This is a genomic window from Rothia sp. HSID18067 (genome assembly GCF_003989445.1).
In the GTDB taxonomy this organism is placed as follows: domain Bacteria; phylum Actinomycetota; class Actinomycetes; order Actinomycetales; family Micrococcaceae; genus Rothia; species Rothia aeria.
Window position 1 is genome coordinate 164,463 of record NZ_RBMF01000001.1, and the last position, 24,648, is coordinate 189,110.

The window sequence follows — 24,648 nt, forward strand, 5'->3', positions numbered from 1 at the left end:
TCTGAAGGCACAAAACCCTTCTGAATAGGCTAATTATGCTGTTTTCTGCGCGTTATGGAACTGCGGGAGGCTACTTTTTTGCTGTCTGCGCCCGTTCTTTAGCGAGCTGCTGGCGGCGTCTTTCACGGCGTAGCACGTCCCGGCCGCGAATTCGCAGGTCTTTATCCACCGCGTCCGTGGAATGATGCCGCACAAACACGCTTGATGCGCCCGGCACAGGCTCAACACTTTCCTGTACTTTACGGCTCTGCGCCGCCAGTGCGCGCCGTGAGGCCGCCGTGAGCGCGTCCCGCGAGGTTCCCCCGCGCACGCCCACACTGCGCTGCGGTGTGAACAGCACCGCCGCCCCGCGCGGCACACCCCGGTACGCGGCAAATGAGTGCTCCTCCACGTTCAGGCGTTTCGCCATGACCTCAATCGCGGGCGGGTTCTGATCCACGCACACGAACTTACGTTCCAGCTCAACGGCTGCGGCCCCGGTTGTGCCGGAGCCGGCAAAGAAATCCAGCACCCAGTCGCCCGGGCGTGAGGAGGCGGCGATCATCCGCTTCAGCAGCCCCACCGGTTTCTGCGTGGGGTAGCCGGTTTTTTCCTTGCCGGTGGGGGAGACGATCGTATGCCACCACACGTCGGTGGGGAGTTTACCGCGCGCCGCTTTCTCCTCGGTCACCAATCCCGGCGCCATATAGGGTTCACGGTCCACCGTGTCCGCGTTGAAATAGTACTTTTGTGGATCTTTGACGTACATCAGAATATTGTCGTGCTTCGTGGGCCAGCGTTTGGTGGATTTTGCGCCGTAATCGTAGGCCCAGATCAGCTCGTTCATAAAACAGTCGCGCCCAAAAATCATGTCGCACATGACCTTGGCGTAGTGAACCTCACGCCAGTCCAGGTGCAGGTAGAGGGTGCCGTCCTGGGTGAGCAGACGGTGGGCCTGCTTAATGCGCGGCTCCAAAAACGCCCAGTAGTCCTCGAACGCATCATGGTAGCTTGCGAGGGTTTGCAGGGCGCTTGTGTAGCTTTTGCCTTGGAACCCGGTGCGGTCACCCCGGGCACCGCCCTCCTGCGCGGGGGCGGTTTTGAGGGTGCGCCGTGTCTGCGTTTTGCCGGTGTTAAACGGCGGGTCAATGTAGATGACGGTGAATGAGGCATCCGGCAGCTCGCTCAGATACGCCAGGTTATCGGCCTGAACCACCAGCGACGAACCGTTCGGGTCGAAAGCAGGTGCAGCAGCGCCCGCAGATTGAGCCGTAGCTGCGGTGGGTACTGTTTCGCTCACTCGCTGCTTACTCCCCACCTGCGGCAGGAGCACCAGAGCCCGCCCCGTTAGAGCCTTGGCGGCGCCTGCGGCGGCGGCGTTTACCGCTGCCGGTAGACTCCACTGACTTTTCCCGTTCGGCGCGTTTACCCTCACGGTCCTGTGCGCTTTCACCCTCAACACGGCGGGTGCGGCGGCGCTGACGTTTCTTACCGGAATCCTGCCCGGGCTTCTCATCCCGTGCAGCATGTGAACGTGACCCGGCCCCGCGTGAGCCGGAACCACCCCGACCCCGGGAACCCCGACCCGAGCCGCGCGACGATGAGCGCGCCCCGCGCGGGGAGTCCCCGTAGTCTTCCAGACGCTCAGCGTCCAGACCCTCCAGCGTCTGCTCGGACCGCGGCAGGCGGCCCTTGGTTCCGGCCGGGATGTTCAAATCATAGAACAGGTGCTCCGAGGACGAGTAGGTTTCTACGGGGTCAGGAACCCCCAGCTCCAGGGCATCATTAATAAGTTTCCACCGGGAAATATCCTCCCAGTCCACGAAGGTCACGGCGGTGCCCTCATTGCCAGCGCGCCCAGTGCGCCCGGTACGGTGCAGGTAGGTTTTCTCGTCCTCAGGCACACGGTGGTTAATCACATGGGTCACATCTTCCACATCAATACCGCGGGCGGCAACGTCGGTTGCCACCAGAATATCGACTTTGCCGTTGCGGAAGGCACGCAGTGCCTGCTCACGCGCACCCTGGTTGAGGTCGCCGTGCAGGGGAGCGGCGGCGAACCCGCGCGCAATCAGCTCATCGGCAACCCGCGCCGCATCCCGTTTGGTCTTGGTGAAAATGACGGTACGCCCACGCCCCTGAGCACGCAGAATACGGCCTAGCATTTCGTCTTTATCCATATGGTGCACCCGGTACACCACCTGCCGGATTGACGCCTTCGTTTTGGCTTGGTCTTCCGGGTCGGCGGCGCTCATGCGCATCGGCTTATTCATGTAGCGCCGTGCCATTGAGATGACCGGGCCGGGCATGGTTGCCGAGAACAGCATACTCTGCCGCTGAGCGGGCAGGTAGCTGAGGATTTTCTCGACCGAGGGCAGGAACCCCAAATCCAGCATCTCGTCGGCCTCATCCAGCACCACAATCTTCACCTGTTTCAGGTTCAGCGCACCCTGGTTGTACAGGTCAATGAGGCGCCCCGGGGTGCCGACCACAACCTCCAGGCCTTTCTTGAGCAGCTTCACCTGCGGCTCGTACGGTACACCGCCGTACAGGGTTGCCACGCGGGCGTTACGCAGTTTCGAGGCGATGGCAAGGTCCTCACCCACCTGGATGGCCAGTTCGCGGGTGGGTACCAGAATGAGTGCCTGCGGGGCGCCGGGGAACTCCAAATCATCCCAGCCTTCGTCGTCTCGCCCGGTGACGCTCTGAATCGTGGGCAGGCCAAAGCCCAGGGTTTTGCCGGTGCCGGTTTTTGCCTGGGCGATAATATCGTGCCCGGCCAGCGCCACCGGCAGCGCCATTGTCTGAATGGGGAAGGGGGTGGTGATGCCCACCGCCGCCAGTGCGTCGCTAATGTCCTGTCGTACGCCGTAGTCGGCGAATGTCTCGGTTTTCTGTTGTGCTGCGTTATCAGCCATTGAGTGATTCTTCCTACCCGTGGGGGTGTTCGGCGGCGCCAGGCCCTCGCGTTTTTCGGTGCGCGGTTGGGGCGTATGCGGCTCACACGCTCGCGTGTGCCGGTGCGTGGCGCTCATGATGTAGAAGCCGATCGCGGGAAATTCGTAACCCCATCCTGGGGAGGAACAAGAAATTGTGTAGTCTAACGACCGGGCATTCACTTAACCCTTAAATATTAACCCGTCTGAGGACGAATCGCATCTTTATTCGCCGTGATGGCGCGGAAAAATATTCATTGCAAGCGTGCAAAAGCCCGCATCCGCACGGAACAGAAACCGGCGGGTGCGGGCGTGCTGCGGCAGAGTTTAGGCGCTGAAGCCGAAGCCGATGTGACGCTTCTCCTCGGTGCCCAGCTCAACATAGCCGATCTGCGCACCGGGTACGAAGGTTGTGGTGCCTTTCTCATCGGTGATCTCAAGCGTGGTGCCGTTATGAATAGCGTCGGTCACCTTTGAGCGCACCTTCTCGGCGGTCTCATTGGTGTCGATGCTGATCTCGCGAGAAATGTGGCGGATACCGATTTTGATTTCCATGATGCTCCTTGTAAAACACTCGGCGGGGCGTTTTGTCTTGATGATTAGTGTAACCCGCCGGGGGCGCTCTTCGGGCGGGCGGTATCACCGATTCGCCGGGGGCTTAGCGGGTTTTACCCTCACGTTCAAGCGGGCGTTTGGCCCCGTGCAAACCTCGCGTTAACGGTTGGTGCCCGGTGGTATGGGGCGTGCCGGTTTAGTCTTCTTCGACCTCAATACCGTAGAGCGCCTCCAGCCCGGCCACGTACTCATCGGTGCGCCCCTGGGCGGCCATCTGCTTGGCCCGGATGGTGGGGGTGTGCAGCAGGGATTTGACCATGCGGCGCATTGCCAGTTCCAGCTGCTCGGCGGCGGCACCGCACCCAAACTGGTTGCGCACCTTTTCAAGCTCGGTGTCGAGTACGCTCATGGTGTGCCCGCGTAAAGCAACAATAGCCGCATCAATATTGCGGGTTTTCTGGCGGGCGGCAAACGCCTGCATCTCCGATTCGACAATACGCTGGGCGGTTTCGACGGCCTCCTCAGTTTCTTCGGGAGCGGCCATCCGTACCGACTCTAGGGTGATAAGCTCCACCTCGGGCAGATCCGCCACTGCGGGGTCGAAATCGCGGGAGAGCGCCAAATCAAGGATGGTGTGCCGGCCGGGGGGAATGTCGGAGGGCGGCAGCGGGGCGGCCCCGCCGGAACAGCCGATAATCACATCCGCCTCGGCCATTGCCTGCCATGAGTGCCCTTGCGGCACTGCGTGCACATCGCGTTTGGCGGCAAACTGCTGGGCACGGCCTGAGCGGGAATTCACCCAAATATCTTCGCATCCGCGTTCCCGCAAGGCTGCAATGGTGGCACCCGCATAGGCACCCGTGCCGAAGATAAGTGCCCGCCGGTTAGCCCAGTCTTTTTCAGCCACAGTATCGGCCAAATCAAGGGCGACCGCCACAATAGAACGCCCCTGCGACCCGATGGTGGTGTGCTGGCCTACCTGACGGGCGGTGTGTGCGGCGTGCTCAAAGAGCTGCACCAGCTCACCCGGCACGGGGCCAGCCTGCTGGGCGGTGGCGAGCGCCCGCCGCACCTGCCCGGCAATTTCTCGTTCACCAACTACCGCCGATTCCAGGCCCGAGGCCACGGTGAAAAGGTGCTCGGCGGATTCGAGATCGCTGTACACCTCAAAGCTGCTGCTGACGATCTCTTGGGCGAGTCCGGCTTGGGCGGCGATATGAGCGAATATCAGCTCGCTCACGGGGGCCAGGTGCTCGGGGACTGCCAGTTTTATGTACACTTCGAGGCGGTTGCAGGTTGCCAGCACCACGGACCCTTCAACCCCCAGCTGACCGGCGGTGTCGCTTGTGAGTGTTTTGGGCACACTGGAGGCACCGTTGCTCAGTAATGCGACGGTGGTCAGGTCGATTATCCGGTGGGAGGCCACGAAGGCGTAAATAGTCACTAGGAACTAATCATAAACACTTTGTGGGCGAGTGTGTAAAACTTGTGAGGTGCCCGTCACCAAATGTGAGAATGGGTGGGTTTTTACTGCCTGGTGTGGGTTTCGGCGGCGTGTATTGGGGTGCGGAAAACATGAAGTCTGCTCTTCGCTGAGGTAGCTTCTCCCTTGTGAGCACTAAGGTAAACCTATGTGTCTAGTACGGGGTGTAAAACATGTCGGAATGTGACAATGTGTCGTAAAAACACACGTCCAAAACCTGGCACACTGGGATATATGACTGAAACCAGCCCCGCACCCTGCCCACCGCATCCGGTGGAGCATCAGCGTGATTTGCTGACCGAGGCGCAGCTGTCGCGCCTGAGCGTATCCCACCCGCTGCGTGCCGCCCAAACCGCCGATTCGCCGATGCTGCAGGCGCTCACCGGGCGCGCATCTGAGCATCGTCCGGTCTGGTTTATGCGCCAAGCGGGGCGTTCCCTGCCCGAGTACCGCAAGGCACGTGAGGGAATTCCCATGCTGGACGCCTGCTTGACCCCCGAACTTGCCGCCGAGATTACCGTGCAGCCGGTGCGCCGTCACAACGTCGATGCCGGTATTTTCTTCTCGGATATCGTTATCCCCATGAAGCTCGCGGGTGTGAATGTCGATATTGTGCCCGGCCGCGGCCCTGTACTTGAGAATCCCGTGCGCACGCTTGATGAAGTGCGCGCCCTGCCGGAGCTGACCGATGCGGCACTTGACCCTATTCGTGAGGCAGTCGCAGCAACCGTCGAGATGCTCGGTTCCACCCCGCTTATTGGTTTTGCGGGTGCACCGTTCACCGTTGCCGCCTATATGGTTGAGGGCGGCCCCTCCCGCGATCACCTGCGCCCCCGCACTATGATGCACGCCGACCCCGTTGCCTGGCGCGAGTTGGCGCAGTGGGCCGCGCGCACCGCCGGGCAGTTTCTGCGGGCACAGATTGAGGCGGGCGCATCCGCTGTGCAGCTCTTCGACTCTTGGGCTGGTTCGTTAGGCGAAGCTGACTACCGCCGGTATGTGCAGGAACACTCCGCCACCGCCCTGGGTATGGTTGAGGAATTTGGGGTGCCGCGCATTCACTTTGGTACCGGAACCGCCGAGCTGCTGCCCGCCATGCATGAGGCTGGTGCCGATGTGATTGGGGTGGACTACCGCCTGCCCCTTGATGAGGCAAACCGCAGGCTCAACGGTGCGGTGCCGCTTCAGGGAAATATCGATCCCGCGCTTTTAGCTGCTGGGCGTGAGGCCCTGTACGCTCACACGGATGAGGTACTCGCCGCCGGGGCGAGCGCCCCCGCCCATATTGTGAATCTGGGCCACGGGGTGCCGCCCACAACGGACCCGCAGGTGCTCACCGATCTGGTGGCATATATTCACGAACACCCCGCCAACTCACTACACTAGAAACTACACACTAGGAAAAGCACCGCAATAATAACGAGGAACAGTACGATATGGGTCTACACAGGGCAGCACACCCGCACATAGGAAAAAACGCACCCACCGCGATCGTGGTGGGCGGCGGTGTCTCCGGACTGTTAGCTGCCCGGGAGCTCGCCGCAGCCGGGGTGCGCGTGACCCTCCTCGAACAAAAAGACCATCTAGGTGGTGCCGTCGGTGCGCACGAAGTTGGGGGGCTGCTGCTGGACTCCGGTGCGGAATCCTACGCCACCCGATCACCCATCGTTTCGGAGCTTGTTAAAGAGCTGGGCCTTGGGGAGCATATTGTTACCCCCAACCCGCACGGCTCGTGGCTGTACCTACCTTTCGGGGCGCGTAAAACCCCGAACACCGGGATTATGGGTATTCCGGGCAACCTGGACGATAAAACCCTGCTCGGTGTGCTCGGCCGGGCGGGGCTGCGCCGCGCCAAACTTGATAAGACCCTACCGGCCTCTGTTGGTGCTAAAGCAAAAACTCTTGGTGAGCTGGTGCGCGCCCGTATGGGCAATAAGGTGCTGAAGAACCTAGTGGCCCCGGTGGTTTCGGGTGTGTATTCGGCGCACCCCGACCAGCTGGATGCGGACGCCACCATCCCCGGGCTACGCGAAGGGCTGAAAAAACATAAGTCCCTTGCCGCCGCCTCCGCAGCGCTGAGGTCGCAGGCCCCGGCCGGTTCCCAGGTGGCTAGCCTATCCGGGGGCCTGAACCAGCTCTCTGAGAAGCTGGTGGAAGACCTGTACACCAAATGTGCGCGTATTATTGCGGGGTTCGACGTGATCGCCATTGACCGTGACAGCGTCACGGGGGAGTGGTTCGTGATTCAGCGGCACACCGCCGACGGGGAGATTCAGGCTACCCTGCGCGCCGACTATTTGGTGCTCGCCACCGACGGGCCCACCACTGCGCGCCTGCTGGGGTCACATATTAAAACCTCGCTGCCCACCCTGAAACCCGGACCCGAGGTTGCGCTCGTGACCCTTGTGGTGGAGCAGCCCGCCTTGAACGCGCACCCGCGCGGCACCGGCATGCTGGTCTCTGAGGAGGTCACAAATGTGCGCGCTAAGGCACTTACCCATGTGAGCGCGAAATGGCCGTGGGTCGCCGAGGCCGTCGGGAAAGACAAGCACGTGGTGCGTCTTTCGTACGGTCGCGGCGGAGAGAACGCGAGCATTAGCGATGTGGCGCTTGCCGACGAGCAGCTCATCACCCTGGCGCTTCACGACGCCGCGAAACTGCTGGACGTTCCCATCACCGCCCATGAGCTGCTGGATGCGGACGTGGTGCGCTGGAGCAACGTGTTACCGCGCACCGCCCCGGGCCACCGGGATAAGGTGAAAACGTTCCGGGAGCTCACGGCTCAGCTAGAGACGGTGTGCGTGGTGGGAACCTGGGCTGCCGGGTCCGGGCTGGTCTCAACGGTGCGTGACACCCGCGAGCAGGTGGAACAGTTCCTCAAACGAAACACCCCGCAGGCCGACGGCGCTAAACGCGGCGAAGAAACATCCGGGTAGCACCCCAGGCGGCCCCGTGCCCGCCCACCAAACAATAACAGCATAGGCGCCCCGGCGAGGATGGGGAACGCCGCACGATCAAGAACGCAGGTAGGGCGGGAAACCGCCGCACGAAAGGAAGAATAATGTCACAGGAATCCCACCACGACGCACATTCGCACGGCGCGCCCGCTGGCGGCTCCCACGCCCACGGCGGGCACGGGCCTCACGTGGCGTACGGTGACCGGCCTGCACACGGGTACGGCAGCCAGCAGCACTCGCCCGCAGAAGAAAATAAACGCGGCCGCGAGAACGGCGAGAAGCTCTTCTACACGCTCTACACTGTGTTTGCCCGTGACGGGGTGCGCCCGGAAGGGGCCTCCAGCCCCGCCGCCATCGCAGAGTTCGAGGAACTCACCCAGGAACTCACCAACGACGGGGTGACCGTGCGTGGCCTCTACGACGTATCCGCCATGCGCAACAACGCCGACGTGATGGTCTGGACCCACGGCTCAGCCCCCGAAAAACTGCAGGAAGCTGTGCGTAAGATCCGCCGCACCGCCCTGTTCGGGGCCACCACCATCGTGTGGTCCACCATGGGTGTGCACCGCGACGCCGAGTTCACCCGCAACCACGCCCCCGCCTACTCGCGGGGTAAAGCACCCGAGGCGTGGGTATGCGTGTACCCGTTCGTGCGCTCGTACGACTGGTACTACATGAACCCGCAGCGCCGCGCCGAAATGCTCAAAAACCACGGGATGAAAGCCGTCGATTTCCCGCAGGTGCTCGCCAACACTGTGGCCACCTTCGGCTTGAACGACTACGAGTGGGTGCTCGCCCTTGAAGCCCCCGAACTGGTGGACCTGGTGGATATGATGCGCCACTTCCGCAACACCGAGGCGCGTCTGTATGTGCGTGAGGAAATTCCCTTCTACACCGGGCGCCGTATCCCAGCTGCCGACGTTGCTGAGGTGCTCGCGTGAATCAACCAGTAACGAACCATGCAGCCCGCCCGGGTGCTGGCGGCAGCAGTGTGTGCAGCGGCTGCTGCGGCTCGGTGCCCAATAATATCCGCCCGAACGTGACCGACCCGCACAATACCGCCTCCAACGGCCCCGCGGTACTGAACGAGGACACTATTGGCAGCTACCGCGGCGAGTGCGGCATCACCCGTTCCCGCGCGGCTGCCCCCGCCCCGTATGATCTGGTGATTCTCTCATCGTTCGGCGGCCCCGAGGGGCAGGACGATGTGATTCCCTTCCTGCGTAATGTCACGGCGGGCCGCGGGATTCCCGATGAGCGTCTTGAAGAGGTTGCCACCCACTACCGCGCTAACGGCGGTGTCTCTCCCATTAACGAGCAGAACCGTGCTTTGCTGGCCGCCCTGAAACAGGCCCTGGCCGAACGCGGCCCGCGCGTCCCCATCGTGTGGGCGAACCGCAACTGGGACCCCTACGTCAGTGACGTGCTGCAGCAGGCGTATGAGGAAGGGCACCGCAATATTCTGGTGCTCGCCACCAGCGCCTACCCCGGCTACTCCAGCTGCCGCCAATACCGTGAAGACTACGGGGTGGCGCTTCAAAAACTGGGGCTTCACGGTCAGATGCGCGTCGATAAGATCCGCCAATTCTTCGACACCCCCGGGTTTGTGCAGGCCTTCGCCGACGGCCTGCAGGACGGGCTGAAACAGGTGCAGGAGCAGGTGGCTGCACGGCATGCTGACGGTACCGCTGCTGCGGGGAATGGGCGCATCCGCATTATGTTCTGCACCCACTCGGTGCCGACCTCCGCCGCGAATGAGGCAGGCCCGCGCGGTATCGACTATGAGGGCGGATCCGCGTATGTTGAGAAGCACCTTCAGGTGGCCCGTGCCGTCCTGGCGCGGGTGCAGGAGCATCATGAGAGCCTGCTGGATAATACCGACTGGGAGCTGGTGTACCAGTCACGGTCCGGCCCGCCGTCCATGCCGTGGCTTGAACCCGATGTGAACGACGCGATTGAGAAAGCCGCCGGTGATATAGACGGTATTGTTCTGGTGCCGCTGGGTTTCGTCTCTGACCATATGGAAGTCAAATGGGACCTTGACACTGAGGCACTGGATACCTGCGCCGAGCACGGGATCGCGGCGGTGCGCACCCCCACCCCCGGCACGCACCCGGCGTACGTTGAATCGTTACGCCGCCTGATTGCCGAACGCGTCGCCACCAACCCACACACCGGGCTGGATAATGAGGCGGCCCGCACCCGGGAGAGCGTGTGCGAGGAATCAGTGACCGGCGAACGCGGCTGGTTCGACGAATGCGACCCCGACTGCTGCAAACCCGCACGCGGCGCCGCGAAACCGGTCATCGCCGAATACTCCGGCGGCACGAACCCGTAGCTGATGCTTCAGGTGGGTGCCGCCCAGGAGATAGGAACCGTAGAACCGGCACCGCCGGCATACCCCGAAACCCCACGCCGTGACCCCACCACTAATACCCTCAAGGAGAACCATGAGCGAGACCTATCTGCTGGGCACACGCGGGTCGGCGTTAGCCCTCACCCAGAGCACCCTCGCCGCCGAACACGTCACCGCCGCCTCCCACGCTCATGAGGGCACCACCGGTGTGGAATTTGAGCTGGTCACCGTCAAAACTGAGGGGGATACGCTCGCCGGTCCGCTCGCAACCCTGGGCGGCACCGGCGTGTTCGCTGCGGCCCTGCGCCAGCGCCTGCTGGCGGGCAATAACGGGGAAGGCGTCGATATGGCGGTGCACTCCCTGAAAGACCTGCCCTCTGCCCCATGCCCCGGGCTGGTGGTCGCGGCAACCCTTAAACGTGAAGACCCGCGCGATGCGCTCGTTGCACGTGACCAGTTGACTCTTGACACCCTCCCCACCGGTGCCCGCGTCGGCACCGGGTCGCCGCGCCGTGCAGCGCAGCTGCGGCTGCTGCGCCCCGACCTTGAAATCGTTGATATCCGCGGTAATGTGGGCACCCGCATCGCCCGTGTGAAAGGGCTCGAAGAGCACGGTGCCCGGCAGGTGATGGTGCAGGGTTCGGCTGAAACCGACCGGCAGGCGCACACCGGGGTGGGGGCCGAAACCGCCGGTGACTGTGACGCCGTGGTGCTGGCTGTGTCGGGCCTCAAACGCCTGAACAAAGAGGACGTAATTACCGAGTACCTTGACCCTACCCGCATGCTCCCAGCCCCAGGGCAGGGCGCGCTCGCCCTTGAGGTGCGTGAGAGCGAATTCGCCAACCCGGATATTGCCTCCCTGACGGAGACCGAAATTTCCCGGCCGGTGCGTTCTTTGGGGGCCGCACTGATTGCCGCCGACCATTTTGAGACCCGGCTGGCGGTCACCGCGGAGCGTGCTCTGCTGCGCCGCCTAGAAGCCGGATGCGCCGCCCCCATCGGCGCCTATGCGCACGTAATAGAGGGCGATTTGGTACTCACCGCCATAGTCGCAGACCCCAGGGGCACCAAGTGCATCCGCCACTCTGCTGCGACCGTGGAGCTGGACATACCCGGTGCCGAAAGGCTGGGGGTGCACGTGGCTGAAGATATGCTGCAGATGGGTGCAGCCGCACTTGCCGGGCTTGAGGTGTCCTAGTGGGTGCCGCGCGCGTTCTGCTCACCCGCACAGCAGCTAAAGGCGCCGGGTTCGCGCGGGCGCTGAGTGAGCTTGCCCGGCAGCGGGGTGAGCCCGCCCCGAACGTGCTGTATGCGCCGGTGCATGTGCCGCGCACCGTGGCGTACACCCCCGAGCTGAGCGCGGCCCTTCAAGCGACCGCCGCCGATCAGGTGGCGTGGGTGACGTTCACAAGCGCCAATGCGGTGCGTGCCTGCACCGAGCTGTGGGGGGAGCATTTCGCGCATGTGCTTAATGCCGCCGATGCGCGCCTGGCCTGCGTGGGTAAGGCGACCGCAGCGGAACTGGAACGGTGCGGGATAGAGCCGGACTATATACCGCACACCCAGAGCGCCATGGGGATGCTTGCCGGTTTCCCCACCGGCGATCGTCAGCAGGACGAGCCTGACACCGTGTGGGTGGTTGAGGGCCAGAACGCCCGGCCTACCCTGCGTGAGGGGCTGGGGGCGTTGGGCTTTCGGGTGATGCGCACCGTGGTGTACCGTATGGAGCCTGCGGCCGAGGCTGACCTCGCCCCCGGTGAGCTTGGGCGTGACGCAGCTCGGGAAGCCCTCAGCCGTGAGGCATCTGCTGGCCAGCCGATAACGGATGCCGTGGTCGCTACCGCCCCGTCGCTGCTTCAGGCGCTCGCCGAGGGGGTGCCAGCCGACAGGTTCCCGCCGGTGGTGGCTATTGGGCAGAGCACCGCATCTGCTGCGCGTTCTTTGGGGGTGCCGTATGTGGTGGCGGATTCCCCGTCTGCGCAGGATTTGGCGTCCGCCGCGTTTTCGGTGGTGAGCGCGGGTGCTTAACGGGCGGGATGAGCAGCTGGCGCAGTGTTGTCAGCGCCGCACGGATAAAATAACGCTGACCGGCAAACTACCTGCCGGGCTGGACGGTGCGTACCTGCGGTTTTTAGCGCAGTACAGTGGTGGGGAGATAACCGCCGACTGCTGTCTTTACGGGTATGAACAGGCCCTGGAGCATCACCGTTACCTGGAGCGGGAGCACCCCAAGTTCAGCCGCACGGTGTGGCCTGTGGGGAGCGCCGGTAATGGCGATGAGTGGTTTTTCGCCCGCGACAGTAACACCATCCTGTACTACGACCATGATGCGGGCCAGTACGATGCGCAGCATGTGGAGGATATGCGCATTAGCTTTACGGAGTTTGTGGAACTGCATTTTCAGTACAGAGAGCTTGAAGATTACCTGGATCGGCGCGGGGCGCTCACCGATGTGCAGAGGCAAGATTTTGTACGCTCCGTGAATGCTATACGGGATGGCCTGTTTGAGGATTATCCGTTCGCCCCACCCGAGTAAGCCCAGCCGTACCCGCCACCGAATCAGTTACTGAAAGGACACACCTCATGAACCTGACCCGACGACCCCGCCGACTGCGCACCACCGCCGCGATGCGCGCCCTCACCGCCGAGACCGCGCTGCGTCCCGAGCAGCTGATTCAGGTGTTTTTCGTGCGCGATGGCATTAGCGAACCACAGCCGATTTCGTCCATGCCCGGGCAGTACCAGCACACGCTAGAGTCACTAATTCCTGCCGTGCGCCAGGCTGCGGAGGCGGGCATTAAATGCATCGATCTCTTCGGGGTTCCGCTGGATGATGATAAGGACGAGATAGGCTCGGCGGCCTGGGATGAGAACGGTATTTTGAATCGCTCTATTGCCGCCTGCCGTGCAGAGTTTGGCGACGAGATCGTTATTATGGCCGATACCTGCCTGGACGAGTTCACCTCTCACGGGCACTGCGGCGTGCTTGTCGATGATGATTACGGCACCATGATTGTCGATAACGACGCAACCGTGGAACTGTACTGCAAGATGGCAGTGTCTCAGGCACGCGCCGGGGCGCACACGGTGTCCCCGTCGGGCATGATGGACGGGCAGATTGCCGCCATGCGCGCCGCACTGGATACGGCCGGGTTCCAGAACGTCTCTATTATGGCGTATTCGGCGAAGTATGCCTCCGCATTCTTTGGCCCGTTCCGCGATGCGGTGGAGTCTAGCTTTACCGGAAACCGCAAAACGTATCAGCAGGATCCGGCGAACCGCCGCGAATCTCTCCTGGAGGTGCAGGCCGATATTGACGAGGGCGCCGATATGGTGATGGTCAAGCCTGCCGGAAGCTATCTCGATATTGTGCGTGAAGTCGCCGAGTTTTCACCTGTGCCGGTGGCGGCGTACCAGGTGTCGGGGGAGTACGCCATGATTGAGGCCGCCGCGGCAAACAGCTGGATTGACCGCCGCGCCGTGGCGTTGGAGGCGCTGCGTTCGATTCACCGCGCGGGCGCGGACATGATTCTCACCTACTATGCGACCGAAGCCGCCCGCTGGCTGCGTGAAGACTAACCCTAAGGTTGCTTTATTGGGGAGTAAACCGGGCAAGAACCATGCGGGTACTAGGCGGCAGGTTCCTGAGGGCGCTGTTGATACCTCGCGGTGACCAGGAACGCGCATCCAATGAACCATCAGATTTAGGGGAGCGCGGTAGCTCAAGACGGTAGCAGGAGCGATCCGCGAGCCGCCGGGTAAACTCGTTTATCTGCTGGTGCCACACTTCCCGGCTCTCAGGTGAATTATTCTCTTTGCCCCAGCCGCAAACAATCGGCGCATATGGGAACTCGGCAAGTACCGTCTCTAATTCGGCAACCGCGTGCCGGTCTAGGGAATAATCTATATTGCGCGAATTTGGTTCTACGAAGGTAAATAGATTAATAATTAGCACTGTGCGGGCGTGCAGTAATGGTGCAGAATGCGCGGGGTCGAGGAAGTGACAGGTTCCCAGCATAGCCTGAGTTAGAGCTTGCACCGTAGGATCGGAGACCCGAAGGCTTCCGGCTAAACTTGGGTTTAGCCCAATGAAAATAACGGGTTTACCGGTTCCATGAGTGTTGTCGATTCTATAGCGGTACCTGTGGAATTTTTCTATAAGCAGCTCAGAACTCCAGGTAATACCGTCTGCTAAGCTGCCCTGGCGCGACAATCTGGATATATGCAACAAATTCCTCTTTATCTCATCAACCTACAGTGAGGGTTATTCATTAGGGAATACAGCCCACTCATGGAAAATAACGGTTCCTGCGGTGTTAAAGATACCATCAACCACCGATCACACCCGCAGAAGAATATTCAAAGATGGGTTCTCCATAAAACGTGAAACCAGCATTTCTGCGATGGCGTCACGACAAATAGGGAACCCATCTTTGCGCCTGCGCCGCAGAGCGAAGAAATCCTAATGTGTCTGCTTGAAGGATGCGCGGTATGCTGCCTCCTGCGCGAATTCACCTGCGGGTTTATGGCCTTTGGTGGTGCAGATAATACGGCCATCGTTGTGGTACTGCAGCAGCTGCTCGCGGTCGGCTGGGGAGTTCATATCAGCCCAGCGTTCCTGCTCGATACGGAACGCGATCTGCCGGATAAGGTAGCGGACTCCCGGGTCAGACAGTGACGTGGAGAAAGGGGCGTTTTTGCCGGGTATTTTGACCTCAATCCGCCATTTGGAAGGATCTTGCATATCGGGGTGAATGGCGTCGGGGTTGGTGGGGATGACTCGGAAGAACTCAAGCTGCTGGTAGTAGAGAATTTTCGCCGAACCGAAGACCCTGCTGATGAGGATCTGATCCGGCAGGAACACGGTGTAGTGGCGGTAATGCCAGAACACCCCAATAGCGCCGAGTACTGTGGCCAGGGTGAGCAGCACCGCCATGTCGCCCACGTAGAGGGGGCCCGCATCGAAGAGCGATGCGAGGAAACCGAAAGCCGCCAGCAGGTAAAGCCCCCAGGTGACCCAGGCGAAGACTGATACGCCGTAGATAATACCGGCTGACTGCATCTGCTCGGAGCCGCGGAAGAGGTTGCCGAGCTTACCCAGAGTTGCCCGGTAGATGGGCGGCATACCGTAGTCGCGGTCCCAAATATTTAGCCCGCGTGCTATACGGTAGCGCCGCCGCCCAAAGTAAGCCCCTAAGTAGATCAGTGCGAAGGGGAGTATGAATGCGCCGCCGCCAAGACCGTAACTGTAGTAGTAGATGTCCCAGAACAGGTGGAATGTTTGGGCGAGAGCAAACCAGGCGATCACATACCAGAGCATGTGAATAGTTCCACTCCAGAACCCGCTGTACGCTGATTTTTTTGTTTTCTTTTTGCTGATGTACATGGGATAGGCCACCTCGTTGAGCAGACACATCCCCAGGTAAACTATCGCAGCGATCAGCCAAATATCTCTCACATCCATATACCCATTTTATGGGATTTTCCTGCTCAGCCAAGGGTATACATTAAGGAATTATGGGGGTGGGCTACAGATTTCCCTTCCTCGGTGGTGAGGGCGCGTTAGGCTTTAGCCGCCGCACGTGCCGCGCCCGGCAGCGCCTCAATAATGCGTTCCATCGCGGTATCGTCGTGCGCCCCGGAGAGGAACCACGCCTCAAAAGCACTCGGGGGAAGATATACACCGGCATCAAGCATGGCGTGGAAAAACGCCGTGTATTTGGCGGTAGCAGAACCCTTAATATCAGCGTAGTTGTGCACGCCGTGCTCGCCGGTACCAAAGGCAACCGAGAACAGATTGCCCACCTTCTGAATCGAATGATCAACCCCGGCATCGGTCAGTGCCTGCGTCAGCGCAGCCTGCAACTGTTCCGAACGTGTATCCAGCGTGCGGTAGAGGGCATCATCGGCGAGTTTGAGGGTCGTAATGCCGGATGCCACCGAGAGCGGATTACCCGAGAGCGTGCCCGCCTGGTAGACGGGGCCGGTCGGTGCCAGATGTTCCATCACCTCACGTTTACCGGCGAGTGCGGCGATCGGCATACCGCCGCCGATCACTTTACCGAAAGTGAAAATATCGGGAACCCAGCCGTTATCTTCGGGGGCGAACTTACCCCAGTACCCGGCGGATGAGACGCGGAAACCGGTCAGCACCTCATCAAAAATCAGCAGGGCATTATTGCTCTGCGTCATTTCACGCAGGCCACGGTTAAAGCCCAGTTCGGGAGCCACCACACCCATATTGCAGGGGGCGGCTTCGGTAATAACGGCGGCAATTTCTCCCGGATGCGCGGCGAAAGCCTCGCGCACGGCGTCAAGATCGTTGTAGGGGAGCACGATAGTTTCGGATGCGGTTGCCGCGGTCACGCCCGCCGAGCCGGGTAGGGCGAGAGTCGCCACGCCGGAGCCTGCTTCAGAGAGCAGCGCATCCACATGCCCGTGATAGCAGCCCGAGAATTTGATGATTTTATCGCGCCCGGTGATGCCGCGTGCCAAGCGAATAGCAGTCATGGTGGCTTCGGTGCCGGTAGATACCATGCGTACCTGTTCGATTGCGCCGGGGAGTGCGGTGTTAATGCGATCAACCACAAGCTCTGCGAGCTCTGCCTCGGGCGCGGATGCAGCGCCGAACGACAGTCCGCGTGAGGCAGCCTCTTGAACCGCCGCAACAACCTGCGGATGCGCGTGCCCAAGAATCGCCGGACCCCACGAGCAGACGAGGTCTACGTATTCGTTGCCGTCAGCATCATAAATGTAGGGGCCGGATGCGCGGGTCACAAAAGCGGGTGTGCCGCCCACGGAGTTGAAAGCGCGCACGGGGGAGTTCACCCCGCCGGGAATGACGGAACGGGAGCGTTCAAAAAGCTCTTCGCTGTGCTGGTGTGCCAGGTGATGTTCGGCTGATACGCTCATGGGTAACCTTTCGTGTGTGGGCGCCTGAAAGTCTCTTATCCCATAATAGGCGGTTATCGGTCACCAGGCATCAGCTGCTGCGCGCCTATAGCTAGGGAATCGAAGAGTTGGGCTACCTGAACTTATGGATGTCTTCAGCGCCAATGCGGCCCTCGCCGAGCTCACGGAGAAAGAGGCGTTGGCGTTCGTACTCCTGCAGCAGGTCTTGCTGCTCGGGTGTACCGTCGGCGCTGGCGGGGAAACACGCCAGGGTGTCTTTCCAGTTAATAACGTTCTCAGCACAGTTGGCGAAGTAGGCGGAATCTTTCCCGCCAGCGCGCAGCCCACCCAACATGCTGCTGATTGCCGTGAGCATCTCAAGACAGCCCTGCATCGCCGGTTCGTCAGTGAGCGGGGTGTCTTCATCATCCCAGTCGATCCGGTGCAGGGTTTCTTGGGCGGTTTTTGCGTTAATGGGCGGTGAGCCGTACCAGCATTGCGCAACGATCTTCTCGCACACCCGGTAGTTTTCGGCCGAGCCGGTGAGCAGGGTCAGGTGCTTCTGGATCGCGGGTTCTGCCACCAGGGCGTAGCAGCACCAGGAGGCGAACCGGCGCCGCGCGTCACAATCTAGGGGTTTAAGGAGGTCTTCCACCTGCTGTATATGTGATTCTATGTCCACGCCGTATCCTCTGGTGCATGCCCGCACTGTGCTGCTTCGCTGCGGGCGGTTTTACCTCATCATATAGCGGTAAATATGCTCAAAGAAATCGTGTGAGACCTCATAATGCCCGTACCGCAGCTGCTTAGCATAACTCCGCCATTCGGGGTGCTCGCGTGCCACCTCAATCGGGCACGGATGCGGCGCATCCTGAAACACAACATCACGCCTGAACGGCTCAAAATTTTCGGCCATGCGGAACTGGTAGACTCGGTCGTCCATAATCTGCCCCACAGCGGTAAAAGCCTGAACTTTCTCACCAGAATTCATGCCGGTTTTAGGGCTGTAATACAGAATCCAATCTCCCCGTTTCATGCGTGCCAGCGGTGCCTGTTTGCCGTGGCAAACCTGGCAGAATCCGCCCGCAACACCGAGTAAAACATGATCGCGTGAGGCTACTCCAACCCAGTAGCGCATAAGAACCTCCTAAAACTGTGAAGAGTACCAAGAGTCCGGGGCTCTCACGGTATTGATAAACCCCGGATCCAAGGTTACGTCCTGATGCGGATCTTCAGACCCGATCGTGTACCGTCATCGCGTACCCGTCCGGGTCAGCAAAAATAATGCTCTCACCAAAAGGCCCGGGCGTTGGCTCTTGCAGAATGCGCACGCCAGCTTCCTTGAGCTTCGTAAGAAGGCTCCGCACATCGCTACCGTGCATCCACAGGGCCACACCCAAACCGGGGCGCGAAATCTCGTCAAGGTTTACCCCGGGCAGCGGCTCGCGCACGGCGAAGGGGATGGGATCGGTTGCAAAGACCACAGCATTCGGCGGCGCTTGCGGGGCGCGGCGCAAGCCGAGATAGGTTTCGTAGAACTGCGCGGAACGCTCAAGATCGCGCACCTGCAATGCGATGAAGCTGGGGCCGGTCACCGTCATGATAGTCCTCCTCAAATAGACCATATTTTGTATGTCAGGATACTGACATTAACAGCATATGTCAGAATATTGACATGAGGCAAGAGGAATTTAATCAACTTATTGGATATCGACTCAAAGAAGTGCAATCACTGCTGCGCTCGCGCATGGAAGAGACCTTGCGCCCGCTTGGGATTACCGTTGCGCAATACGTGTGCCTGGAAATTCTAAAATCTACCCCGGGTGCTTCTAATGCCGAGCTGGCGCGGCAGGCTTTCGTCACTCGCCAAACGATGAATACGCTTTTGCGAGGACTTCAAGAACGCGGTTTGATTGAACGCGCTACTCACGCCACTAAAGGCCGAGCCTTACCTACCATGCTCACCCCGCAGGGGGAGCAGATGCTCGCTCAAGCAACCGGGCGCATCCGCGAGATTGAGCAGCAGATGGTGGGAGGGCTTAGTGATACGCAGCGTCAAGAGCTCTGGGATTTGCTCACCGCCTGCATTGAGGGAATAAAGTAGACACCCCGTATCCTGCGCACTGCCAACATGCTGAATATGGTCTGCGGTATTTGGCGCTAAAGCTACAGAGTAGAAATCCGGTGTATACCCTCATAATGGTGCTAACGTTGAAGTGTAGCTTGAAGACAGGAGGTTCGAGCCTTATGCTCGACGTATTCTTGTGGATACTTGTGATTGCCGGTGGCGTAGGCGGTATCGTCGTAACGCACTTGACGTACCTGCTGGTACGCGGGGCGAACGAAAAGAAAAACGCTCCGTTGAGAGTACGGTTTTACTCTTGGGGTACGGTTGCGCTGTTCGAGGTACTCATTGGCGTTGTTGTAGCTGGTGTATCTAGTGGTTTCATAGCGATCTCAAGCTCCTTAAAGAAGTCAGATCCTCTCTGGACGGTTCTGCCGTACGTGTTTCTTGTGATGTTTTTTAGCGCTTTTGCCGTGTCTATATGGCGTATGACCGTCCCTTACTATGAGTTCACCCCTTCCGCTCTTATTGTGCGCACCACAGGATCGGGTGTTCGCTCACTTGAGCTGTCACAGATTAGCGGATACCAGTATTACCCGTACCGCGCTAATAGAGACGGCGGCGGCAGCGACTACCTGGAAATATATGATGCTAAGGGCAGTGTATTCTATAAGATTTCCGTTTTGCGTCAAAACGCTCCTAACATTCTGGGCGCCCGCATCGTGTTTCGTGCTCAGCATGGGCGCTGGGCCCGTGAGGATGACCCGCGTGATCAGCAGATTCTCGCTCAACTGACGCACCGAGAAACAGTTAAATATCTGATGCAGCACATGGTGCGTGACGATTTTCTAACACTTAAGGGTGCATAGCCCCGAAGCTATGACCGTGTGAAGGCAACAGACAGTTATACAACTTTCTTCAGAGAGGGCGGGAAGAACTTTGCTGGAAGCATTAGGACACTATAACTATTTGGGTACAGGTATTCTTACAGCCATTATCGTGCTGCACTTTGTGTACCTTCTAATCCGTAACCAGCGTGAGAAGACTACAGCACCGTGGCGGGCACGCACACCCTTGTGGCTGTGCGCCATTATCGAAGTGGTACTTTTGGTCTTCGGCAGCTTCATTGTGGGGGTGGGCCTGATGATAATGGACCCCACTAAGAGGATCGGCACCGGGGTAACCATGATAGGTTTTATCCCCATAGGCTTTGTGGCTTTAGTTACACTGATTGTGCTATGGGCGCTGACCATCCCTTACCACGAAATAACCTCTAACGCGGTGGTGGTGCGTAATTTCTTTGGGTTCAAACGATCACTTGAACTTTCCGAGATCGGCGGGTACCTATACACCCGTACTCTGCGTAGCAGCCACTCAGATAATGGCACCACCCGCTATCGCCTTGAGGATTACCTTGAGATACAGACCAAAGAAGGTAAGAGGTTTATGAGGGTACGCATCTACCGTTCCCCAACCAAGAATTACTTGGGTCCCCTGATGATGGTGCGTGCTGAGGAAGGGCGCTGGCTTGACGTGAAGAACCCCATGGACCGGCAGCTGATGAAGCATATGACGCGCCGAGGAACCCTCGAATACCTGCTGGAAAACAGCTACCGTGGCGATTTTTAAGGCGGCACGCACAGGAACGGGTGCGTTCTGATTCGCCGGTGCACATGCGTTAAACGAGAAGGGGATAGGGAGCATGAGTGTTCTATTGAGTTATGCGGTAGTGGGTGTAATACCCATTTTTGTGGCGCTGCACCTGAGCTATGTGCGTCGGCGGGCTGCCCAAGAGAAGACGCAGACACCACGGCGGGGCCGGTATCCGATGTGGGTTTTCGTGGCCTTCGACGTGGTCGGCGGGGTTATCTGCTGCGCTGTGGCTGTTACCGGGGCGGTGCTTATATCGTCTTCTGCGGGCTCACGCCAGATAATGATGCTGATTCTGTGGGGCGGCGGCACCTGCCTGGTTCTTCTGGCGTACGCTTTGGGGGTTTGGGGTATCACGGTCACATACGTTGAGATGCTCCCCGATGCTTTGGCGGCTCGCGGTTTTTTGGGCGGTACCCGTATCATCGCTTTTGAGCAGATCGGCGGCTATATTTACGACCCCATGTACCGTGATGTGGTAAGCGTAGAGGAAGACCGAAGGAATCTGCACATGAGGCGGTGGCACAGCTACAGTGTTGTACACCGGGATAAGCTGCAGGTTATGGATAAGGAAGGCAACGTGGCGTTTGCAACCCGGGTGGCGGGGACACCGCTGCCGCACTATGCCGGGCAGTGCATTATGTTTCAGGGGTGCAGGGCCGGTGGCCGCAGCCGGGTGCCGATGACGATGAGCGGCTGCTGAGTGATTACACGAAGGATAGGGTCGCCGGGTATCTGCACGCCCACCGGTGGCGCACCGACCTGTAGCCCCCCACACAATCAATCCATAAAATATATGTGCCGCGCCCCCCACCTGAGGGGGTGCGGCACATATGTATAGGTTCAGTCTGAACGGTGGCTTTTAGAGGGTCAGATCACTTCCTTTAGAGTTCTCGATCAGGTACTGTTTGCTGGATCCGTCAGCTATCGTATTCACGAGAATCTGCTGGTCATGCGGGTTAGTGGGGCTGGGCCAGCGCCCATAATATAGCCGGAACGCTATCGCTGCGATGGTGCGCTCACCCCGGTAGTAGTTCGGCTGGAACGCGATACGCCTATTATCGGTGGTTTTGAGGGAGAGCCACCCACCAAGCTTCCCCCTGCTCATTGTCAGCTGGGTGTTCCCGGGATTGTACGAGAAGGAATCGATCTCATTAAAGTGGATGCGCACGGGTACCCCCACCCACAGGCGCTGCTCAACATAGTCGACACCGGTTTGAATGTACACGTTTTTCCAGGCCAGCAGGATAATGCCGCCCATAATAAAGAACAACAGCGCGAACAGGGCGGCTATAATCAGTTGACCGATGGACGAAAGATAAGCAGGGACAGCGAACGCCATAAGCAGCAGCCCCAGAAAAATACCGGCGAACCCCAGCAGCGAATGTATCCAGTACATGCGCACCCGCACCGTACCGTCCGGGGTAGTGGGTGCCTGCGCGGCATGCCGAACCAGTATGGGGTGTAAGAAAGCGCGAATAAAATATAAATTCATGGGTTTAGTGTATTCCTGAACCTGAAGGATTCACTGGGAGAACCCTGAAAGCACCCTGCCTAAAGGTATGGCCGCCCCGAATGAAAGCATCCGCAGAGGGAGAGAAGAGGGGAGAATAGTCATAAAAAGTAAACGAAACGGCAGGCCATGAATATTGCGGTTAAAAGCACGACAGAGCAGCGCGCAGGTTACGTTTTTGCGAGCCTCACCGTTCATCTGGCGGGAATGACTCTTGGCGATAAGAACGCTGAAGACCTATGCGGTACGGTAACAGCGGGGTTGCAGACGGTCACCCATAATATTCGCGGCCTCATCCGCGACCCCCACGCCACACTGCGCTGGGAGCAGGCGAAGAAACACCCCCTGGAGGAGTACACCGGCACAGTTCACGACCTGTTGCCAAGAGGAACCAACATATTCGACGGCGATACTCTGCTTGTCTTCCGTGACGGCACCACATTCACAGCCCTGTGCGAGCCTTACAATCATCCGGCGCAGGTTCTTTCTCACTTCCCGCTGGAAACATATGTGGAACGCATAATAGAGGCGGAACGAGCTCTCAGCAGCAGGTAGCACAGCCACACTACCCGGTAAAAACACGGACCCGTGGTTCCCAGAAAAAATACTCCAACCATGCGGAAGACTCTGCACTGAAACCCTTGAGCACCAGGGTGCTGTCGCGGGTGTAGCACTCTAAAATATTCTCAAAAGCTTCCATAGTGTCCTCCGGGATGTTCCGAATAGTGGGGGAGACGTATGGGTGGGCACTGGTGCACCCCGCTACGTAGCAACAATACATTCCCCTATTTTTCTTGGGCCATCCAAAAAGTCAAATTTAAAACCATCTGCCAGTAAATAATGCGGTGCAGTATCAGCTAAAAAATAAACTTCATCAGCGATACACTCGTATCCTTGCTCTATTGGTGGAGTACTGAACTCCAACACTATAGACCAGATTTGGTCTGGTAAATAGAGTTGTGTATATAAAATATTTCTTGAAGAAAGTTTTCTATACACGCCATCAATAATTTTTTTATCCCAAAAAACAAGACACATCATTACACCATTGTAACCCAACATGCCATTACGGCCTGAAATATCTTTACCACTGTACCACCAGGCCCATCACCACACAATTCACCGCCTTACTAATATCGCTCAACAGTATTTTGACCCGAAACACTCAGAACACCCTACGCCCTCACTAGTAGACACGCGATCCCACTCGCTTGCAGAGTAAGGGGCTGTTGCTTTATAGTGCGTGTGCAGGGTGAAGTGCGCCCCCTCTATAAAGAGCCTTTTGACTGGAGCAAACACTATGAGTACTAGAATGCAAAATTTAATAGAAAACATGGGAGGAGTCGTAAGGGTTGAAGAAAAACCCTTTGCCCCTTTGTCACGAGAAATAATGTCAAAATATCTAGATGTCGATAAGAAAGAGTTTTCTGATTATTTAGACTATTTGACATGTTTCGGAGGAGAAACATATCTGAATGAAGTATTCTACAAGTTAACTATGTATAACGATGGGCTGCCAATTTATTGTTATCCCAGTGAATCACCAGTAGAAAATGTTGTAATAAAAAATGGAGAATTTGGTTGTTTTTACGGAGAAGGATCTTCATGTCAAACTGGTTATTCATTGAGCAATGCTATAAAAAGAATGGAAAATAGGATTCCTGTGAATTTTTTACCTATCGCTGAAAATAACTACGGAGATAGGATATGCCTGTGCGTAGAAGGCGAAAGAATAGGGAAAATTTATTACTGGTACCATGGAAACGAATGGGATGAAGAAGATTACTGTGACGATTTTGGGGAAACCATGCCCGAAGAAGTAAAAATGCAAAACATGTATTTAATCGGGGAAAATTTGTATGACTGCTTTAAACGCATGGTTTTAGTAGAAGAATAATTGCTACGTTAAATTGGAGCTAGATATGGATCCTCAAGAATTAACTAATGAAGTTCTATTAGAAAGTATTTTGGAATGTACTCATTTTGTGTCACAGGAAATTCCTAATTTATTCAAATCTGTAAAAGAATCTTTGCCTCACAGCGACAAAATATTCTTTATGAATTTTGTCGAAGACGAAAATGGAGAAGATGAATATTATGGGTACATTTATGATAAAACAAATACAGCAATATATGAGTATTATTTTCAAGATAGTAAGTCATTGAAAAACAGGAAATTGTCTCTTGTTGAAAAAGATATTAGTAAGCTAACCGTAAAAGACATTCTTGGGTTGCCTGTAGTACATTTATTGTAGTTACAATT

28 protein-coding genes are annotated in these 24,648 nt (G+C 58.3%); 15 read left to right on the forward strand and 13 right to left on the reverse strand.

Going from position 1 to position 24,648, the window contains the following annotated elements:
* Positions 1 to 70: 70 nt before the first annotated feature.
* From D8M23_RS00835 to D8M23_RS00850, 4 genes are all read right to left on the reverse strand, one after another.
* Positions 71 to 1,279 (reverse strand): DNA-methyltransferase, encoded by a 1,209-nt coding sequence (locus tag D8M23_RS00835; protein ID WP_126853121.1) that lies wholly within the window; start codon positions 1,277 to 1,279, stop codon positions 71 to 73.
* A 7-nt stretch (positions 1,280 to 1,286) separates the two neighbouring features.
* Positions 1,287 to 2,897, reverse strand: coding sequence for a DEAD/DEAH box helicase (locus tag D8M23_RS00840; protein ID WP_126853123.1), 1,611 nt, complete (start codon positions 2,895 to 2,897; stop codon positions 1,287 to 1,289).
* A 345-nt stretch (positions 2,898 to 3,242) separates the two neighbouring features.
* A complete protein-coding gene (locus tag D8M23_RS00845) occupies positions 3,243 to 3,470 on the reverse strand; it encodes a DUF3107 domain-containing protein (protein WP_006889145.1) in 228 nt (75 codons plus the stop codon).
* Positions 3,471 to 3,666: 196 nt separating this feature from the next.
* Entirely contained in the window at positions 3,667 to 4,914 is a 1,248-nt protein-coding gene (locus D8M23_RS00850; RefSeq protein WP_126853125.1) for a glutamyl-tRNA reductase, read from the reverse strand.
* Positions 4,915 to 5,187: 273 nt separating this feature from the next.
* Between D8M23_RS00850 and hemE the strand changes: the two genes are divergently transcribed.
* The 8 genes from hemE (at position 5,188) to hemB (ending at position 13,845) form a co-directional block, all read left to right on the forward strand.
* The gene (gene hemE / locus D8M23_RS00855) at positions 5,188 to 6,339 is read left to right on the forward strand and encodes a uroporphyrinogen decarboxylase (RefSeq protein WP_126853127.1); all 1,152 of its coding nucleotides are present in this window, start codon (positions 5,188 to 5,190) and stop codon (positions 6,337 to 6,339) included.
* Positions 6,340 to 6,389: 50 nt separating this feature from the next.
* Positions 6,390 to 7,889, forward strand: a complete 1,500-nt coding sequence (hemG, locus tag D8M23_RS00860) for a protoporphyrinogen oxidase (protein ID WP_126853129.1) — start codon at positions 6,390 to 6,392, stop codon at positions 7,887 to 7,889.
* A gap of 125 nt (positions 7,890 to 8,014) precedes the next feature.
* Positions 8,015 to 8,851, forward strand: coding sequence for a hydrogen peroxide-dependent heme synthase (gene hemQ, locus D8M23_RS00865; RefSeq protein ID WP_126853131.1), 837 nt, complete (start codon positions 8,015 to 8,017; stop codon positions 8,849 to 8,851).
* Positions 8,848 to 10,248, forward strand: a complete 1,401-nt coding sequence (locus tag D8M23_RS00870) for a ferrochelatase (RefSeq protein ID WP_238693715.1) — start codon at positions 8,848 to 8,850, stop codon at positions 10,246 to 10,248. Before hemQ ends, D8M23_RS00870 begins: the two co-directional genes overlap by 4 nt.
* 112 nt (positions 10,249 to 10,360) lie before the next feature.
* Complete coding sequence (locus tag D8M23_RS00875) at positions 10,361 to 11,464, forward strand: hydroxymethylbilane synthase (protein WP_023134085.1); 1,104 nt, start codon at positions 10,361 to 10,363, stop codon at positions 11,462 to 11,464.
* On the forward strand, positions 11,464 to 12,294 hold the full coding sequence (locus tag D8M23_RS00880; RefSeq protein ID WP_023134084.1) for a uroporphyrinogen-III synthase: 831 nt from the start codon (positions 11,464 to 11,466) through the stop codon (positions 12,292 to 12,294). Before D8M23_RS00875 ends, D8M23_RS00880 begins: the two co-directional genes overlap by 1 nt.
* Positions 12,287 to 12,802, forward strand: a complete 516-nt coding sequence (locus D8M23_RS00885) for an SMI1/KNR4 family protein (RefSeq protein WP_126853133.1) — start codon at positions 12,287 to 12,289, stop codon at positions 12,800 to 12,802. The genes D8M23_RS00880 and D8M23_RS00885 overlap by 8 nt, the downstream gene beginning before the upstream one ends.
* A 47-nt stretch (positions 12,803 to 12,849) precedes the next feature.
* Complete coding sequence (gene hemB, locus D8M23_RS00890; protein WP_126853134.1) at positions 12,850 to 13,845, forward strand: porphobilinogen synthase; 996 nt, start codon at positions 12,850 to 12,852, stop codon at positions 13,843 to 13,845.
* Between the two features lie 13 nt (positions 13,846 to 13,858).
* Here the strand turns inward: hemB and D8M23_RS12335 are convergent, their stop codons facing one another.
* The 6 genes from D8M23_RS12335 to D8M23_RS00920 all read right to left on the reverse strand — a co-directional run bounded on the left by D8M23_RS12335 (position 13,859) and on the right by D8M23_RS00920 (position 18,758).
* Positions 13,859 to 14,221, reverse strand: coding sequence for a hypothetical protein (locus tag D8M23_RS12335; RefSeq protein WP_390896158.1), 363 nt, complete (start codon positions 14,219 to 14,221; stop codon positions 13,859 to 13,861).
* Positions 14,222 to 14,728: 507 nt separating this feature from the next.
* A complete protein-coding gene (locus tag D8M23_RS00900; RefSeq protein ID WP_126853138.1) occupies positions 14,729 to 15,730 on the reverse strand; it encodes a hypothetical protein in 1,002 nt (333 codons plus the stop codon).
* 98 nt (positions 15,731 to 15,828) lie between these two features.
* Entirely contained in the window at positions 15,829 to 17,178 is a 1,350-nt protein-coding gene (gene hemL, locus D8M23_RS00905; RefSeq protein ID WP_126853140.1) for a glutamate-1-semialdehyde 2,1-aminomutase, read from the reverse strand.
* A gap of 112 nt (positions 17,179 to 17,290) precedes the next feature.
* Complete coding sequence (locus D8M23_RS00910) at positions 17,291 to 17,839, reverse strand: cation:proton antiporter (protein WP_126853142.1); 549 nt, start codon at positions 17,837 to 17,839, stop codon at positions 17,291 to 17,293.
* Between the two features lie 51 nt (positions 17,840 to 17,890).
* A complete protein-coding gene (locus D8M23_RS00915) occupies positions 17,891 to 18,295 on the reverse strand; it encodes an EVE domain-containing protein (protein WP_126853144.1) in 405 nt (134 codons plus the stop codon).
* 94 nt (positions 18,296 to 18,389) lie between these two features.
* A complete protein-coding gene (locus D8M23_RS00920) occupies positions 18,390 to 18,758 on the reverse strand; it encodes a VOC family protein (protein ID WP_126853146.1) in 369 nt (122 codons plus the stop codon).
* A gap of 74 nt (positions 18,759 to 18,832) precedes the next feature.
* Between D8M23_RS00920 and D8M23_RS00925 the strand changes: the two genes are divergently transcribed.
* The 4 genes from D8M23_RS00925 to D8M23_RS00940 all read left to right on the forward strand — a co-directional run bounded on the left by D8M23_RS00925 (position 18,833) and on the right by D8M23_RS00940 (position 21,575).
* Positions 18,833 to 19,261 carry a MarR family winged helix-turn-helix transcriptional regulator gene (locus D8M23_RS00925; RefSeq protein ID WP_126853148.1) on the forward strand — a complete coding sequence of 143 codons (429 nt, stop codon included), beginning with the start codon at positions 18,833 to 18,835 and terminating at the stop codon, positions 19,259 to 19,261.
* Between the two features lie 143 nt (positions 19,262 to 19,404).
* Positions 19,405 to 20,091 (forward strand): hypothetical protein, encoded by a 687-nt coding sequence (locus D8M23_RS00930; protein ID WP_126853150.1) that lies wholly within the window; start codon positions 19,405 to 19,407, stop codon positions 20,089 to 20,091.
* A gap of 70 nt (positions 20,092 to 20,161) precedes the next feature.
* Positions 20,162 to 20,851: a hypothetical protein gene (locus tag D8M23_RS00935; RefSeq protein WP_006889143.1), complete on the forward strand. Its 690-nt coding sequence runs from the start codon at positions 20,162 to 20,164 to the stop codon at positions 20,849 to 20,851.
* A gap of 73 nt (positions 20,852 to 20,924) precedes the next feature.
* The gene (locus D8M23_RS00940; RefSeq protein WP_126853152.1) at positions 20,925 to 21,575 is read left to right on the forward strand and encodes a hypothetical protein; all 651 of its coding nucleotides are present in this window, start codon (positions 20,925 to 20,927) and stop codon (positions 21,573 to 21,575) included.
* A 159-nt stretch (positions 21,576 to 21,734) separates the two neighbouring features.
* Here D8M23_RS00940 and D8M23_RS00945 read toward each other — a convergent pair whose 3' ends face one another.
* Positions 21,735 to 22,367 carry a hypothetical protein gene (locus D8M23_RS00945; RefSeq protein WP_126853154.1) on the reverse strand — a complete coding sequence of 211 codons (633 nt, stop codon included), beginning with the start codon at positions 22,365 to 22,367 and terminating at the stop codon, positions 21,735 to 21,737.
* Between the two features lie 147 nt (positions 22,368 to 22,514).
* Here D8M23_RS00945 and D8M23_RS00950 point away from each other — a divergent pair, with 147 nt between their 5' ends.
* The gene (locus D8M23_RS00950) at positions 22,515 to 22,940 is read left to right on the forward strand and encodes a hypothetical protein (RefSeq protein ID WP_126853156.1); all 426 of its coding nucleotides are present in this window, start codon (positions 22,515 to 22,517) and stop codon (positions 22,938 to 22,940) included.
* 10 nt (positions 22,941 to 22,950) lie between these two features.
* On the opposite strand, the gene D8M23_RS12250 is transcribed toward D8M23_RS00950, so the two are convergent.
* Together D8M23_RS12250 and D8M23_RS00955 are read right to left on the reverse strand one after the other, a co-directional pair.
* Positions 22,951 to 23,085: a hypothetical protein gene (locus tag D8M23_RS12250; RefSeq protein ID WP_274543016.1), complete on the reverse strand. Its 135-nt coding sequence runs from the start codon at positions 23,083 to 23,085 to the stop codon at positions 22,951 to 22,953.
* A 62-nt stretch (positions 23,086 to 23,147) separates the two neighbouring features.
* A complete protein-coding gene (locus tag D8M23_RS00955; RefSeq protein ID WP_126853158.1) occupies positions 23,148 to 23,426 on the reverse strand; it encodes a hypothetical protein in 279 nt (92 codons plus the stop codon).
* A gap of 241 nt (positions 23,427 to 23,667) precedes the next feature.
* Here D8M23_RS00955 and D8M23_RS00960 point away from each other — a divergent pair, with 241 nt between their 5' ends.
* Together D8M23_RS00960 and D8M23_RS00965 are read left to right on the forward strand one after the other, a co-directional pair.
* A complete protein-coding gene (locus tag D8M23_RS00960) occupies positions 23,668 to 24,282 on the forward strand; it encodes an SMI1/KNR4 family protein (protein WP_238693716.1) in 615 nt (204 codons plus the stop codon).
* Between the two features lie 25 nt (positions 24,283 to 24,307).
* Entirely contained in the window at positions 24,308 to 24,640 is a 333-nt protein-coding gene (locus D8M23_RS00965) for a hypothetical protein (RefSeq protein ID WP_126853160.1), read from the forward strand.
* Positions 24,641 to 24,648: the final 8 nt, after the last annotated feature.

Bases quoted from the DNA above. Each gene is read 5' to 3' on its own strand.
- D8M23_RS00840 (WP_126853123.1), bottom strand. From the start codon at position 2,897: ATGGCTGATAACGCAGCACAACAGAAAACCGAGACATTCGCCGACTAC.
- D8M23_RS00845 (WP_006889145.1), bottom strand. From the start codon at position 3,470: ATGGAAATCAAAATCGGTATCCGCCACATTTCTCGCGAGATCAGCATC.
- hemE (WP_126853127.1), top strand. From the start codon at position 5,188: ATGACTGAAACCAGCCCCGCACCCTGCCCACCGCATCCGGTGGAGCAT.
- hemG (WP_126853129.1), top strand. From the start codon at position 6,390: ATGGGTCTACACAGGGCAGCACACCCGCACATAGGAAAAAACGCACCC.
- hemQ (WP_126853131.1), top strand. From the start codon at position 8,015: ATGTCACAGGAATCCCACCACGACGCACATTCGCACGGCGCGCCCGCT.
- D8M23_RS00875 (WP_023134085.1), top strand. From the start codon at position 10,361: ATGAGCGAGACCTATCTGCTGGGCACACGCGGGTCGGCGTTAGCCCTC.
- hemB (WP_126853134.1), top strand. From the start codon at position 12,850: ATGAACCTGACCCGACGACCCCGCCGACTGCGCACCACCGCCGCGATG.
- D8M23_RS00900 (WP_126853138.1), bottom strand. From the start codon at position 15,730: ATGGATGTGAGAGATATTTGGCTGATCGCTGCGATAGTTTACCTGGGG.
- hemL (WP_126853140.1), bottom strand. From the start codon at position 17,178: ATGAGCGTATCAGCCGAACATCACCTGGCACACCAGCACAGCGAAGAG.
- D8M23_RS00915 (WP_126853144.1), bottom strand. From the start codon at position 18,295: ATGCGCTACTGGGTTGGAGTAGCCTCACGCGATCATGTTTTACTCGGT.
- D8M23_RS00920 (WP_126853146.1), bottom strand. From the start codon at position 18,758: ATGACGGTGACCGGCCCCAGCTTCATCGCATTGCAGGTGCGCGATCTT.
- D8M23_RS00925 (WP_126853148.1), top strand. From the start codon at position 18,833: ATGAGGCAAGAGGAATTTAATCAACTTATTGGATATCGACTCAAAGAA.
- D8M23_RS00930 (WP_126853150.1), top strand. From the start codon at position 19,405: ATGCTCGACGTATTCTTGTGGATACTTGTGATTGCCGGTGGCGTAGGC.
- D8M23_RS00940 (WP_126853152.1), top strand. From the start codon at position 20,925: ATGAGTGTTCTATTGAGTTATGCGGTAGTGGGTGTAATACCCATTTTT.
- D8M23_RS00945 (WP_126853154.1), bottom strand. From the start codon at position 22,367: ATGAATTTATATTTTATTCGCGCTTTCTTACACCCCATACTGGTTCGG.
- D8M23_RS00950 (WP_126853156.1), top strand. From the start codon at position 22,515: ATGAATATTGCGGTTAAAAGCACGACAGAGCAGCGCGCAGGTTACGTT.
- D8M23_RS12250 (WP_274543016.1), bottom strand. From the start codon at position 23,085: ATGGAAGCTTTTGAGAATATTTTAGAGTGCTACACCCGCGACAGCACC.
- D8M23_RS00955 (WP_126853158.1), bottom strand. From the start codon at position 23,426: ATGATGTGTCTTGTTTTTTGGGATAAAAAAATTATTGATGGCGTGTAT.
- D8M23_RS00965 (WP_126853160.1), top strand. From the start codon at position 24,308: ATGGATCCTCAAGAATTAACTAATGAAGTTCTATTAGAAAGTATTTTG.